The 14,016-nt window shown below is 71.8% G+C and carries 13 protein-coding genes; 2 read left to right on the top strand and 11 right to left on the bottom strand.

Annotated features, from left to right (window positions below):
* From EXE59_RS12895 to EXE59_RS12845, 11 genes are all read right to left on the bottom strand, one after another.
* Window positions 1-1,455: an aldehyde dehydrogenase family protein gene (locus EXE59_RS12895; protein ID WP_135841285.1), complete on the bottom strand. Its 1,455-nt coding sequence runs from the start codon at window positions 1,453-1,455 to the stop codon at window positions 1-3.
* 4 nt (window positions 1,456-1,459) lie between these two features.
* Complete coding sequence (locus tag EXE59_RS12890) at window positions 1,460-2,338, bottom strand: SDR family NAD(P)-dependent oxidoreductase (protein WP_135839262.1); 879 nt, start codon at window positions 2,336-2,338, stop codon at window positions 1,460-1,462.
* Complete coding sequence (locus tag EXE59_RS12885) at window positions 2,335-3,729, bottom strand: flavin-containing monooxygenase (protein WP_210428982.1); 1,395 nt, start codon at window positions 3,727-3,729, stop codon at window positions 2,335-2,337. Before EXE59_RS12885 ends, EXE59_RS12890 begins: the two co-directional genes overlap by 4 nt.
* Before the next feature lie 121 nt (window positions 3,730-3,850).
* Window positions 3,851-4,912: an AraC family transcriptional regulator gene (locus EXE59_RS12880; protein ID WP_135839261.1), complete on the bottom strand. Its 1,062-nt coding sequence runs from the start codon at window positions 4,910-4,912 to the stop codon at window positions 3,851-3,853.
* A gap of 81 nt (window positions 4,913-4,993) precedes the next feature.
* Window positions 4,994-5,338, bottom strand: coding sequence for a hypothetical protein (locus EXE59_RS12875; RefSeq protein ID WP_135839260.1), 345 nt, complete (start codon window positions 5,336-5,338; stop codon window positions 4,994-4,996).
* Between the two features lie 122 nt (window positions 5,339-5,460).
* Window positions 5,461-6,438, bottom strand: coding sequence for a cyclase family protein (locus EXE59_RS12870; RefSeq protein WP_135839259.1), 978 nt, complete (start codon window positions 6,436-6,438; stop codon window positions 5,461-5,463).
* On the bottom strand, window positions 6,435-7,616 hold the full coding sequence (locus EXE59_RS12865; RefSeq protein WP_135839258.1) for an alpha/beta hydrolase family protein: 1,182 nt from the start codon (window positions 7,614-7,616) through the stop codon (window positions 6,435-6,437). The genes EXE59_RS12870 and EXE59_RS12865 overlap by 4 nt, the downstream gene beginning before the upstream one ends.
* A 28-nt stretch (window positions 7,617-7,644) precedes the next feature.
* The gene (locus EXE59_RS12860; RefSeq protein ID WP_135839257.1) at window positions 7,645-8,400 is read right to left on the bottom strand and encodes an SDR family NAD(P)-dependent oxidoreductase; all 756 of its coding nucleotides are present in this window, start codon (window positions 8,398-8,400) and stop codon (window positions 7,645-7,647) included.
* Window positions 8,397-9,380 carry a fumarylacetoacetate hydrolase family protein gene (locus EXE59_RS12855; RefSeq protein WP_135839256.1) on the bottom strand — a complete coding sequence of 328 codons (984 nt, stop codon included), beginning with the start codon at window positions 9,378-9,380 and terminating at the stop codon, window positions 8,397-8,399. Before EXE59_RS12855 ends, EXE59_RS12860 begins: the two co-directional genes overlap by 4 nt.
* Window positions 9,381-9,387: 7 nt before the next feature.
* Entirely contained in the window at window positions 9,388-10,365 is a 978-nt protein-coding gene (locus EXE59_RS12850) for a VOC family protein (RefSeq protein WP_135839255.1), read from the bottom strand.
* 28 nt (window positions 10,366-10,393) lie between these two features.
* Window positions 10,394-11,524, bottom strand: coding sequence for an FAD-dependent monooxygenase (locus EXE59_RS12845; protein WP_135839254.1), 1,131 nt, complete (start codon window positions 11,522-11,524; stop codon window positions 10,394-10,396).
* Between the two features lie 130 nt (window positions 11,525-11,654).
* Here EXE59_RS12845 and EXE59_RS12840 point away from each other — a divergent pair, with 130 nt between their 5' ends.
* Complete coding sequence (locus EXE59_RS12840) at window positions 11,655-12,593, top strand: LysR family transcriptional regulator (RefSeq protein ID WP_246056770.1); 939 nt, start codon at window positions 11,655-11,657, stop codon at window positions 12,591-12,593.
* 131 nt (window positions 12,594-12,724) lie between these two features.
* Window positions 12,725-13,954 (top strand): MFS transporter, encoded by a 1,230-nt coding sequence (locus EXE59_RS12835; protein WP_135839252.1) that lies wholly within the window; start codon window positions 12,725-12,727, stop codon window positions 13,952-13,954.
* Window positions 13,955-14,016 lie beyond the last annotated feature (62 nt).

Here is a 14,016-nt window from a genome sequence, read left to right as displayed (position 1 = left end):
TCATGGCCGGGAAGCCTGAGCCGTGCCGGGTGCCGTGCTGGGTGCCGTGCGAGTGCGCAGCCAGGTCACCTTGGGCACCGTCCACTGGTCGAGGGCCGCGACCGACTTCTCCGCTCCCCCGAAGCCGGACTGCTTCCAGCCGCCGAACGGCGTGGTGATGTCTCCCTCGCTGTAGCAGTTGACCGACACGACGCCCGCCTCCACTCGCCGGGCGACCCGAAGCGCGGTGTCGACGTCGCGGGACCACACCGAGGCCGCGAGCCCGTACTCGGACTCGTTGGCCAGAGCGATCACCTCGTCCTCGTCACGGAAGGGTGACACCGTGACGACGGGTGCGAAGACCTCCTCGTTCGACAAGGCGCCATCACGAGGCGCGTTCACCACGACAGTGGCGGGCAGATAGCTTCCTCCGGGCACGATCGGCACCGCCGACCCGCCGGTGACCACCTCGGCTCCGCCCGCGACGGCATCGCTCACCGCGGACTCGGCGCGCTCGAGTGCGGCGTGGTTGATCAGCGGCCCCATCTGCGTACGGGCGTCGGACGGGTCTCCGAGGACCAGCTTGTCGGCGACGGCGACGAGACCGGCGACGACCTCGTCGAAGATCGACGCGTCGACGTGGATGCGCGAACCAGCGGTGCAGTTCTGGCCGCTGCTGAGGAAGGCAGCGACCGCCATCTCCTCGAACAGCTCCTCGCCGAACGAGAGTGCGTCGCGCATCAGGATCTGCGGGCTCTTGCCGCCCATCTCCAGCGACACGCGCTTGAAGTTCGAGACCGCGGCACCCGCCAGGACCTGCCTTCCCGTCGCCTGCGACCCGGTGAACGAGATCGCGCGGACCCGGGGGTCCTCGGCCAGCGCGCGCCCCGTCACCGCTCCATGGCCGGGCAGCACGGTGAGCACACCGGTCGGCAGGCCGGCCTCGGCCGCGAGCGCGGCCAGGTGCTGCACCGATCGAGGGGTGGCCTCGGCCGGCTTGAGGAGGAGGCAGTTCCCGGCCGCCAGGGCGGGCCCGATCTTCCACGCGGCCATCGCCAGCGGGTAGTTCCAGGGCAGGAGCGCAGCGGCCACACCGACCGGGTGTCGGGTGGTGATGCCCAGCGCGGTGTCGTCGGTCGGCGCGACCGACCCGGTCACCTTGTCCGCGGATTCGGCGAACCAGCGGATCGACTCGATGGCGGCCGGGACGTCGCCGGTGACGCAGTCGGTGATCGGCTTGCCGCCGTCCTCGGAGTCGAGCCCGGCGAGCAGGTCCGCGTCGCGCTCCATCAGCCGGGCCAGCTCGGTCATCGACTCGCCCCGGGTCCGGGGGTGCAGGGCGGCCCATGCTGGGGCTGCTTGCCCAGCCACGGCGACCGCCTCGCGTACGCCCTGCTCGTCGACCGCGCGGTAGGTGAAGATGGGGGTCCCGTCCGCGGGGCGCCGCACCGTGATGAGCTCGGACGCTGCCGACATCGCCTCAGACACGCTCTGCCTCCACCCAGTCCCACCGGCCGCCGTCCCGGCGCACCAGTCCCCGGCGCTCGAGGGTGTGCAGGTAGCGGTCCTGTCCGCGTTCGCCCTTGCCCCGGAACAACGGCAGCAACCTCGGCAGCAGGTTGGGGGCGAGCATCGTCACGCGCGTGAGCACGGACTCCCCACGCCGGGGGTAGACCTCCAGCCGTGGGCGATCGAGCAGCGAGACCATCGCCCGAACCACGTCTGCGGGCTGCTGCGGGGGGTTCTGGAACTGCAGGCTGTTGCCGCCGTCGATCGCCTCCTGCTGCAGCATCCGGGTGTCCACGGCCGACGGCAGGACGGATCCTGCCCTGATCCCCTTCGCCCGGAGGTCCAGGCCGATCGACAGCATCGCGCCCCGCAGGCCGAACTTGGAGGCGGCGTAGATCGGCGTCTCCCCCTGCGGGAAGATCCCTGCCAGGGAGACGGTCGTGACCACCCGCGGGTCCTGCGACCGTCGCAGCAGTGGGATCGCGAGGCGGGTCAGCACCAGGGGCGAGACGAGGTTGACCGCGAGCTCGTGCTCGATGCTCTCCACCGAACGTACGTCGAACCGCGCCGTGCTGGTCATGCCGACGTTGTTCACGAGGACGTCGATGCGCCCGAAGCGTTCTTCGACGGTCTCGACGAGCGCGTCGACGAATGCCCGGTCGGTCAGGTCGCCGGCGATCGGGGTGCCCGGACGCGACAACCCCTCGGCGGTCCGCGACGCCCGGCGGGGGTCGATGTCCACCACGACGACATCGGCTCCACGGCCGACGGCAAGGGTGGCGAACGCCGTGCCGATGTCGCCCGCGCCCCCGGTGACCACCACCACCTTGTCGCGGAAGTCGAAGCTCACGACGCCACCCCCTCCAACGTCGGGGTGACCGCCTCCGCCTGCTGCCTGGTGACGGGACGGGGCGGGACCCCCTCGCTTCGCCAACCGAGCTGCTTGGCGAGCTTGACCGCGTAGCGCCTGAACGCCGGGGCGTGGACGTATCCCTCATGGCGCGGCGAGGCGACGAACCGCAAGCCGCCGGTGAGATCCGGCCGGTCGTGCGCGATCATCAGCGAGAACCGCCGCGCGCTCGCGGTGTTCCGTCCGCTGTCGGCGATGTAGCTCGCGATCAGCTGCGACTGCAGGTCGAACATCTGGTAGGCCCCGGAGTTGGTCTCGATGAAACCGACGGCATAGAGCCCTGGGTGCTGTCGGGAGAAGGCCCAGAGGTACAGCTCCGGGTGGTGGCTGTCGCCGAACAGTCCCGGCGCGAACGGGATCCGCTGCTCGTATCCGGTGGCCAGGATGATCAGGTCGTAGTCCGCCTCGCTGCCGTCCGCGAACCGGACCGTGGAGCCGTCGGTGTCGACGATGTCGGGCTTGGGCACGAGGTCGCCGTGGCGCAGGTGGTGCAGCATCTGCGAGTTCACGATGGGGTGCGACTCGAGCAGCCTGTGGTCGGGCTTCTGCAGGCCCGCCGCCGTCAGGTCGCCCTCGAGCAGCCGCAGGAGCTGGCCGAAGATCCTCGACTCGAGCCACGCCGGCAGGTGCGGTCCGCTCTCGCCGATCACGTCGACCGGCTTGCCGAACAGGTGCTTGGGGATGATCCAGTAGCCGCGGCGCATGCTGATCGCGGCAGACCGCGCGGTGGTGGCAGCGTCGCAGGCGATGTCCACGCCCGAGTTGCCCGCGCCGACGATCAGCACCCGCTTGCCGCTCAGCTCCTCCGCCGAGCGGTAGGTGATGGAGTGCCGGACCTCGCCGGTGAACGTGCCGGGCAGCTCCGGTTGGTGGGGGTGCCACTGTGCGCCCGAGCAGACCACGACATCCCGGTGCTCGGTGCGCACCCCGGAGGCGCGCGTCACCGACCACGTGCCGTCCGGGTTCCGTTCGACGGCGACGACCTCCTGTCCGAACTCGATCCGGTCGGTGAGGCCGTAGGCGTCGGCGAAGCTGCGCAGGTAGGCCAGGATGTCCTCGCGCGGCGGGTAGTCCGCGTACGACTCCGGCATCGGATATCCAGCGAACCCGGACAGCGTCCGGCTGGAGATGAAGTGCGCGGAGTCGTACATCGGGGTGCCGGGGTTGTCGATGTCCCAGATTCCGCCGACGGCCGTGTGCCGCTCCAGGTGGGTGTAGGGAAGGTCCTTCTCGGCCAGGGCACGGGCCACGGCGAGGCCGGCGGGGCCGGCTCCGATGACACAGGTGTCCAGCGGTGCGCTCGATGCCGGCTGTTCGGTCATGCTGCTCATGACAGCTCCTCCGTCAGGGGATGTGGGTGGCGTCCATGCTCGGCATCGGGGCAGCCTGCGGAACTGACCCACCAGGCCAACGGGGGGACCTCAGCGGCCAGTCGACGTGGTCCGGGTTGCCCTATCCGGCACTCATCGCCCTGCGCAGCTCCTGAGGAGAGCTCCCGTGCCAGCGGCGCACCGCACGACGGAGCGCTCGCTCGTCGGAGAATCCGGCCCGACGCGCGATGTCGCGCGCGGTCAGCTCGGGTCGGCGCAGAAGCTGCTCCACCCGCTCCCGGCGTACGCCTTCGACCAGCGCCTGGTAGGTCGTGCCGCACTCGTGCAGCCGGCGGCGGAGCGTCCGCTCGCTGAGCGCCAACCGGTGCGCCTGCTCGGCGAAGGTGGGGACGTCGGGAAGCCGCTGCGCGACGGACACCTCGAGCACCTCCAGCAGCTCCTGCTGGTCGCGTCGTGACGCCATCAACGCCTCCAGGAGCTCGAGCGAGGAGGCGAGAGTGACCGGGTCCCGGCCCGGCATCGGAGTCCTGGCCCATCGCTCATCGAGGATCACCTGGCTGACCGGGCGCTCGAAGCGGACCGGGCACCCGAAGAACCCCGGGTAGGGGTTGGCGCCGACCGGTTTCGGCAGGGCGAGCTCCACCAGCCGAGGCGGCGCGAGCGACGGGCCGACGGCGAGCCTGCCGACGGTGATCACGGAGGTCAGCGCCTCCTCGACCAGGAACATGCCGACCGCTGGGTCCAGGGCCGGGTCGGGCAGCTGGGCACGCAGCACGAACGCGCCGTCCTCCGGACCGCACGACCAGACGACCATCGCGCCCGTGAGGTTCTGGTACCTGACTCCGGTCTCGATGGCGTCCGCGAGGGTGTCACTGGCCATCACCGCAAAGCCGAGGAGCCCCCAGGCGGTCAGGTGCTGAGCGGCTCCCACGGACATCCCGAGATGCTCCTCCCCCGACAGCTCCAGGGCCCGGCGAATGACCGCGCTGCCCTGCCGGTAGGAGACGCGGAGGTCGGCGGAGCGCATCACCACCTCGTCCAGACCCACCTGCTCGAGGGCGGGCCTGAGATCGACCCCACGCTCGTCGAGGACCAGGACGAGGTAGCGCAGGATGTTCGGCTGGATGGTCGCCGAGGTGCTGCGGCTGGTGCCCGCACGTGTGGGGCCGGGAACGTCAGGCATCGCCACGACCTCTCTTGCTGTCGACACTCGGGGCTCATCTCGAAGCGTCCCACTGGTCGCCTGTCTCGTGGCGGACCGGTCTCACGGGCCGCCTGGTCCTCTGAGCCGCAACCGACTGAGGGCGCCCGGGCTTCCCAGCCGCAGGTCGTTCATGCCGCCGACGACGGTCAGGCAGACACCCGTGGTCGAGCCGGAGGAGGGGCTCGCCAGGTAGGCGACGGCGCCCGCCACCTCCTGGGCAGCGACCAGGCGGTCGACGACCACCGCCAGCCGCGGATGCCTCTGCGCCAGGCGCGGCACCAGCTCCAGCAGCGGGAGGGACTCTGCACAGGCGTCGAACGCGAGCCCGCCCTCGGCAAGGAGGGCGATGGTGTCGTCGACCTCCCCATGCAGCAGCAACCGCGGGTCGGGGTCTCGGTGGATCACGTGCCGTACGCCCACCAGTGCGTGTCCAGGCCGACCTCGACCGACGGCGTCCCGGCCCGGCGGTACGTCGTCAGCCAATCGTGGTCTCCTCCCAGGTCGACGGCTGGAGATGGACCCGACCCTCACCGCACCGCCACCGGGTTGGCCGGTGCGCCCACGGCCCCCGTGATCCTGAGTGGGGAGGCGGTGAGGAAGAAGTCGTGGTGGCCGTCGGCGGCGCAGGCCTCGGCGAGGGCATCGAGGTCCCACATCTCCCCGATGAAGAGCCCGATGTGCGGAATGGCGATCTGGTGGAGCGGCTGGAAGGCGTGGTCGAACTCGTTCGGACGGACCTCGAATCCCCAGGTGTCGGTGGCGATCGCCGCGATCTCGGTCGCGTGCAGCCAGTCGGCGGTGGTGAAGGACATTCCGGGCGCAGGTCCTCCGGCGTAGTCGCCCCATCCCTCACGACGCGCGCGGGTGAGCTGTCCGGTCCGGACGAGGACGATGTCGCCGCGCCCGACGGCCGTGGTGGGACCCTGCGCCGCGATCGTGGCCTCGAGGTGCTCCTCGGTGATCGCGAACCCGTCCGGGAGCTCACCATCGGACCCCAGCGCGCGGCCGACGTCGAGCAGCACGCCCCGGCCGGCGACGAGGTCAGCCACCGTCTCGATGCCGGTGACCCGGTCGCCGAGGCTGGTGACGACCTGCTCGGCCGGCCTCCCGTTCCACGCCCGCCCGTGGTCGAAGATGTGGCCCAGCCCGTCCCACTGCGTGGAGCACTGCAGCGGCATCGCGATGACGTCGTCGGCGCCCCCGATGCCGTGCGGGAAGCCCTGGACGCCCGCGGCGGCGTCGACCCCGGTGTCGAGCATCGTGTGCACCGGGTTCGTACGTCGTCGCCAGCCCTTCTGCGGACCGTCCATGTCGAAGGACTGCGACAGCGAGTACGAGCGTCCGGTCCGCACCAGGGCGGCGGCCTCGCGCCGCTTGGTGTCGGTGAGGAAGTTCATCGTGCCGAGGACGTCGTCGTCGCCCCAGCGCCCCCAGTTCGAGACCCGGGCGGCCGTCGCGGCGATCGCGCCCTCGGGGTCGGTCCGGTCGAGCTGGTCGGGCCTCATCGTGGGGCTGCTCCGTCGAGCTCGGCGAAGGTGTCGGAGACCCAGTCGGCGATGTGGTCGATCACGAGCGGCAGGTGGTCCAGCCCGATGTGCTCGGCAGCGCCCTCCTCTGCGGTGAAGACGCGCAGGTCCCGCTTCGGGCTGTTCACCGCCTGCTCGAAGGAGCGGTGCGCGAGCCCGACCGGGATCTGGCGGTCGTTCTCACCGTGCACGATGAGGAACGGCACGGTGATCTGCTCCACCACCCCGTCCAGGTGGACGTCCTCGGCCCTGGCGATGAAGCTGTCGACGTCGTCCTCCCCCCAGACCCACAGGACGTGGTCCCAGTAGTGCGGCACCGGGTTCTCGCCCTCGCGGGCGAGCCGGCGCTTCTGCACCTCTCCCCAGTCGTGGTTGGCGCCCCACGCCACGCAGAGCGCCAGGCGCTCCTCGAACGCCGCCGCCCGCGGTGCGTAGTAGCCGCCCAGCGACCAGCCCGCGAGCCCGATCCGGTCGTGGCGTACGTCGGCACGGGTCTCGAGCCAGTCGACGCACGCCGCTGCCCATGCCTCGGTGTCGACGCGGGCGGTGAGCCCGCGCAGCCTCAGTGCCTCTCCGCTCCCCGGGCAGTCGACCATCAGCGTCGAGATGCCGCGCGCCGCCATCTCGTGGTGGAAGCCTGAGCCGACCATCATCTCCTTGGTCGAGTCCAGCCCGTTCCACAGGATCATCACCGGGACCGGCGTAACGTCGGCAGAGGCGTTGCAGAAGTACGCCGGCAGGCTCGTGTCGACGCCGTCCTCGGTGTAGGGCACCTCCACCCTCGTCGTCGCCGGGTCGACCAGCTCGAGCGATCGCACGAGCAGGTCGACGCTGCGCAGGTACTCCGCGTTGCGACCCTCGTCCTTGGCGCTCTGCATCCGCTCCGCCTGCGACACGTACACCGATGCGCGGAAGTACTTCTGCCCGGCAGTGCGGGGATGGCCCGCCTTCTCCGCGTCGACGGCCTGCTCCTCGAGCTGGTCGGCGACGCGCCGCCAGGCCGCCATGAACTCGCCGGTGCCGAGGTCGGAACCCCGGCCGGCGAGCTCGAGGAGGGGGCGGCAGGCTCGGTCGACCTCGTCGATCGTCCCGCCGCTGTTGAGGGTCGCGACGACCCCCAGGTTCCAGACGTAGTTGCCCGGGAAGTACTCGAACATCGTGATCCTTCGGTCGTAGCGGTCGCGGTCAGGGAGCGGCAACGGGTGCCGGACTGCGGTAGTGCGGACGGAGCGCGTCCGAGACGGTCTTCGCGCCGCCGTGCGAGGCGGCGCCGCCGTCGACGGGCAGGTCGACACCGGTGACGAAGGACGCGGCGTCGCCCAGCAGGAAGCAGACGACCGCGGCGACCTCCTCCGGTCGGCCTGCCCGACCGAGCAGGGTGCCGGCGACGGACGCCTCTCGGAAGTCGGTCGGGGCGCCTGCGGTCATCGAGGTCTCCACGAAGCCCGGGTGCACCGCATTGACCCGGATGCCCTGTGCTCCGAGCTCGAGGGCGGCGGCGCGCGTCAGTCCGCGCAGCGACCACTTGCTCGTCGTGTAGGCCACCGGGTAGTGGCCCTGGAAGGCGGCGAGCGAGCCGATGTTGACGATCGACGCACCGCTCGGCATCAGTGGTGCGAGGGCCTGGATGCCCAGCAGGGGTCCGAGCACGTTGACCGCGTGCGTGTCGGCGAAGGCCTGCGGATCGACGTCGCCGAGGCGTGCTCGCCACGTCGTGCCGGCACAGTTGACGAGGCCGTGGACCGGCCCGCCTGCCAGCGTCCCGGCCAGTGCCGCCCACTGGCACGCCTCCCGCACGTCGAGCCGGCGTACGTCGTCCGCGGCCGTCCGGTCGACCGGCACGACTCGCGCACCGGATGCCCGGGCGGCGTCGGCGACTGCGGCGCCGATCCCCGACGCTGCCCCGGTCACGACCACCGTCCGCCCCGTCAGGGTGCTCATCGCAGGACCTGCCGGGCAGCGGCGGGGTCACGGCGTCGTACGGGGGCGACCGGCGGCGGGGGGTCCGCGACCGCGACCCGGTTGCTGACGGAGCCGATGCCCTCGACGGTGAGGGTCACGAGGTCGCCGGGCTGGAGCGGCGGCGGAGCCTGCGAACCGTGCCGGCCCCAGAGCTCGGCGAGGCAGCCGCCGTTGCCGACGGTGCCCGAGCCGAGCACGTCGCCGCACTCGACGCGGCCGTCCCTGGACGCGTACGCGATCATCGCCTCGAACGTCCACCCCGCGTTGGCGAGCAGGTCGCGGCCGAGCTCCACGCCATTGACCTCGACGGAGCACCAGAGGTCGAGGAAGCCGTCTGCGTCCCTGCGGTGGTCGAGCTCGTCGGCGGTCACGATCCACGGGCCGAGCGTGGTGGCGAAGTCCTTGCCCTTCGCCGGGCCCAGCCGGACCTGCATCTCGCGCGACTGCAGGTCCCGTGCGGACCAGTCGTTCATGATCGTGTAGCCGAAGACGTGGTCGCGGGCCTCGTCGACGCCCAGCGACGTGCCGGGAGCGCCGACGACGACCGCGACCTCCAGCTCGAAGTCCCGTGCCCGGCACGCGGCCGGGAAGGGGACGTCCTCGTCCGGGCCGAGGATCGTGTGCGGATTGGTGAAGTAGAACGTCGGGGCGTCGTACCACGCGTCCGGGACGCCGGCGCTGCCGTCAACACTGCGGCGTACGCCGTCCACGTGCTCCTCGAAGGTGACGAAGTCGCGCACCGACGCCGGCTCCAGCGGAGCGAGCAGACGGACCGACGACAGCGGTCGGGCGGGCTCCCGTCCGCGCGCCGCCTCCGCGAGACGGACGGCGGCGTCGACCCCCGCCGCCGCCACGTCGCGCATGGTGAGGTCCTCGGGGAACGCGAGCACCGTCTCGTCCTCGACCACGCCGACGCAGGGGGTCAGCAGGTCCGGAGCGGTGAACGTGGCGAGTCGCATCCGTGGCTCACACCGGCGGCGCGACGAAGACGCCGCGGTCCGGGTCGTTGAACGACTGCTTGGCGACGAACTCGCTCATCGGGTTCGCCGTGCCCCACTGGTCGGTGACCTCGGGGTCGGAGAAGTCGTACAGGTGCGGGTGCCAGCTGTCCTCGTCGAGCTCCTCGAGCTCGGTCGTGTACTCGATGGTGTTGCCGTGCGGGTCGAGGAAGTAGGTGAAGGTGTTGTTGCCCGCCAGGTGGCGCCCGGGACCCCAGACCTTCTCGACCCCTGCCCGCATCAGGCGGCCGCTGCCGCGCATGTACTCGTCGACGCCGCGCATCTCGAACGACGCGTGGTGCAGCGACACGTGCGGGCACCGGGCGATCGCGAGGCTGTGGTGCGCGGGGTTGGTCCGCATGAACCACATGACCTCGCCCATGTGCGGCGAGTGCAGGGTGTCGGACAGCGCGAAGCTGAGGTGCTCGTCGTAGAACGCGACCGTGGCCTCGGGGTTCGGCGAGTTGATGACGACGTGCGAGAGCTTGACCGGGATCGACTCGCCCTCCTCGATCCGGCGGTGCCGGCGCACCGCGACGTCGGAGGAGATCTCCACGGTGCGGCCGTCGTTGTCGAAGAAGCGGAAGCCGTAGCCGCCTCCGGGCGTCTGGAGCTTGTCCGGCTCGGCGACCAGCGGCACGCCCGCCGTCGCGAGGCGCTGCGCCATCGCGTCCACGTCGCCGGTGGTGGCGGCACCGAAGGAGATCAGGTCGAGCCGCTTCTCCTCGGCCCTGCGCAGCCGGACCGAGTACTGCTCCGGGGACCCCTCCGCGGCGAGGAAGGCGATCCCGTCGTCGGTGGTCTCGGGCGAGAGGCCCCACATCTCGGTGTAGAAGCGCAGCTGCTTGTCGTAGTCGGGCACTGCGAGGTCGACGTGGCGCAGGTGGGTGATGAGCCGTTCGCCGCGGGCGTTGGTGGGCAGTGCGGACAGGTCGGAGGTGGTCATGGGAGCTCCTGGGCGGTGGATCGGTGGGTCAGGCGGGTTCGGCGAGGAGGTGAGCGATCCGGGCCATCAGGGCAGGTACGTCACCCTCCTCGCGGTCGAGCAGCCACTGGCCGAGCTGGACCGAGGCGTCCACGACCTCCGTGGAACGCGGCAGGCGCCGGTCGGTGAACGCGGTCCAGAGCTCGTCGCCGACCGCGTCGTGGGCGAGGAGGAGCTCGGCGAGCACGGCCGCGTCCTCGAGCGCCTGCGCGGCACCCTGGGCGAGGGTCGGCGGGCACGTGTGGGCGGCGTCGCCGATCAGCACGACGCGGCCGCGGTGCCACGGCGCATCGAGGAGGTGGGTCTCGAACAGGGTGTGGTTCACGCGTGCCGGGTCGGTCATCGACTCGCGGATCTCGTCCCACGGACCGTGGTAGGCCGCCGCCAGGGAGCGCATCACGTCCAGGGACTCCTCCGGGGAGAGCCGGCTCCGGTCCTGCGCGTCCTCGACGAGGTAGGCGTACACCGAGTCCTCGCCGGTGGGGCAGTAGCCGGCGATGTAGCAGGGCCCGCCGTAGTAGAGGTCGGTGCGCGTCACCGAGGCCGGCCGCGGCGCGAACACCCGCCAGATCCCCATGCCCGTGCTCCGCGTCTCGAGGTCGATGCCCAGCTGCCGGCGGGTCCGGGACCGGATGCCGTCGGCACCGACCACGAGGTCGTACCGCCCGGAGGAGCCATCGGCGAACGTCACGTCCACGCCCGTGTCGTCCTGGGTCATCGCGGTGCAGGTCGTGCCGAACCGGACCTTGGCACCGGCACCGGTCGCCCGGTCGACGAGGATCCCAGCCAGGTCCGGGCGGTACATGCCGACCGTCGCCGGCAGGTCGTCTCCCCCCGTCCGGACGTCGGTGAGCTCGACGATCAGGGTTCCGTCCGGGTCCGGCGCGCGCAGGCCGAGGGTGTCGAAGGCGTAGCCGCGCTCGGTGACCCGGCCCCAGACGCCGAGCTGGCGGAGCACCCGGAGGGCGTTGCCCTGGAGCGTGATCCCGGAGCCGAGCGCACTGACGTCAGGCTTGATGTCGATCAGGTCGACCGAGACACCGGCCTCGGCGAGCAGGGTGGCGGTGGCGCAGCCGGCGGCACCGGCGCCGACGACGAGCACGGATCGAACTGCGGGCACGAGAGCTCCCGGTGACTGGCGGGCGGACCGTCCGTGGACGGAAGTGACGTACACCACTGTGGAAGCCGCACCACCATCAGGGAAGAGCCGATCGATGATCCCGGCCATCCATCGGCCTTATGGTGATGGGGTGACCGGGCCCACCCTCCGCAACCTGGACCTCAACCTTCTGCCGACGCTCGACGCGCTCCTCCGCGAGCGCAACGTCACCCGCGCGGCCGAGCGGCTCGGACTCAGCCAGCCGGCGGTGTCGGCCGCCCTCGGACGGCTGCGCCGGCACTTCGGCGACGAGCTGTTGCACCGCACCGGCAACCAGTACGAGCTGACCACGCTGGCCCAGCAGCTCCGGGCGCCGATCGAGCTGGCACTGGCCGGCGTGCACCGGGTCTTCGACGCCTCGCCGCTGTTCGAGGCCGCCACGTCCGAGCGCACGTTCCGCCTGATGATGTCCGACTACGCCACCGCGGTCTTCGGCGAACGAGTCGTGCGACGGTTCGCAGAGATCGCTCCCCACGTCCGGCTGGCCCTGCGCCAGGCCGAACCGGAGTTCGTGGACAACGCGGCCGAGAACCTCCGGACCGTGGACGGCGTGGTCCTCCCGCACGGGTTCCTGACCGACATCCCCTTCACCGACCTGTTCGACGACACGTGGGTGTGCGTCGTCAGCCGGGACAACGACCGGGTCGGCGACGAGCTGACCATGGCCGACGTCGCCGCACTGCCGTGGGTGGTGATGTGGGACCTGCCGACGGCGTTCGCGCCCGCGGCCCGGCAGCTCAGCATGCTCGGGATCGAGCCGCGGGTCGAGGTCACGGCCGACAGCTTCCTCGCGCTGCCGTTCCTCGTGGCCGGCACGCAGCGCATCACGGTGCTCCAGGCCCGGCTGGCGCACCGCCTCGCCCCTACGGCCGGCGTCCGCCTGCTGCCGTGCCCATGGGATGCGGTCCCGGTCAAGGAGGGGTTCTGGTGGCACCCCTCCCACCGCCGCGACCCGGCCCACGAGTGGCTCCGACGCACTCTCGAAGAGCTGGGTCGCGAGCTCGCCGAGGACCCCCCGCCCCCGCTGTGACCTGCGGTTATCGACGGCGTGGATGACACCGCTCAACATCGTCGACTTCCGCGAGGGCGTTCGCGCACCCCACCCTGACGCCGTGACGCCCGTCACGCCCTCGCACTCCCCCGACGAGCCCTGGAGTGGCCATGTCCACCAGCCCGACCACCGCACCCGCCCCCACCCGCGCCGCCGACGGCGGGCCCCGTCGAGCGGGCCGCCCGCAGGGAGTGCTGCTCATGTTCATGAGCTGCCTGCCCGTCCTCGGCGCAGTGCTCCTCGCGCCGGTCCTTCCCTCCATGCAGGGCCACTTCGGCGACACCGCCCAGGCGAGGGCGCTCGTGCCGCTCTCGCTCACGGTCCCTGCCCTGATGATCGCCCTGCTGGCGCCGTTCGCGGGCAGCGTCGTCGACCGGTTCGGCCGCAAGCGGTTGCTCGTGGTCGCCCTGGTCGTCTACGCAGCGTTCGGCACCGCTCCCCTGTGGCTCGACGGGCTGCCTGCGATCGTGCTCAGCCGCGTCGGTCTCGGTGTGGCCGAGGCGGCGATCATGACCTGCTGCACCACCCTGGTCGCCGACTACTTCTCCGGCCCCGAGAGGGACCGGTGGCTCGGCCTCCAGACCGTCTTCGCCTCACTGTCCGCGACCCTCTTCTTCGCCCTCGGCGGCGGCCTGGGGGCGCACAGCTGGCGTACGCCGTTCTGGCTGTACGCCTCGAGCCTGGTCTTCGCGGTGCTCGCCGCAGCGCTCCTCTGGCAGCCCCGCTCCTCGGGGGAGGACGCCGGCGGGACCACGCGTACGGCCCTGCCGCCCGTGCCGGTGCGCGCCCTGCTCGCGCCCTGCCTGGTCTCCCTCTTCGGCGGCGTCGTGTTCTTCGCGCCGATCGTGGAGCTGCCCTTCGTCCTCGACCAGGTGGGGATCGAGGCCGTGCCGGTCATCGGCGCCGTCACCGCCGTCGCCTCCGCCGCGACCGCGGCGGGTGCCTTCACCTTCGGCCGGGTCTCGCGCAAGGGCACGGCGACGCTCCTGCCCGTCGCGTTCGCCCTCGCCGGCGTGGGCCTGGTGGTCGTGGGCCTCGGGGACACCGTCCCCGTCATCGTCGTCGGTGCCGTCATCGCCTCCGCCGGCACCGGCCTGCTGCTGCCGACCCTCCTGGTGTGGGCGCTGGCCGGCCTCTCCTTCGAGCAGCGCGGTCGCGGCACCGGTCTCTGGACGGCCGCGCTCTTCCTCGGCGAGTTCGTCTGCCCGCTGCTGGTGCTCGGCCTCTCCGCGGCCCTCGGCGGGCTCGGGGTGGCACTCGTCCTCCTCGGGACCTCTGCGCTGGTCACCGCGGCCGCGTGCCGCGTCGGCCTGACCCGCCCCGCGGCGGTGCCGGCCTGACGGCTGGTCACCCCGGGTGGGCGTCCTCGCGACGTCCACCCGGGGTGACCGCCGTGTCCGGA

Source organism: Nocardioides eburneiflavus (assembly GCF_004785795.1).
Classification (GTDB): Bacteria; Actinomycetota; Actinomycetes; order Propionibacteriales; family Nocardioidaceae; genus Nocardioides; species Nocardioides eburneiflavus.
The sequence above is the reverse complement of the archived record's forward strand: the minus strand, read 5'-3'. Positions and strand labels throughout refer to the sequence as shown.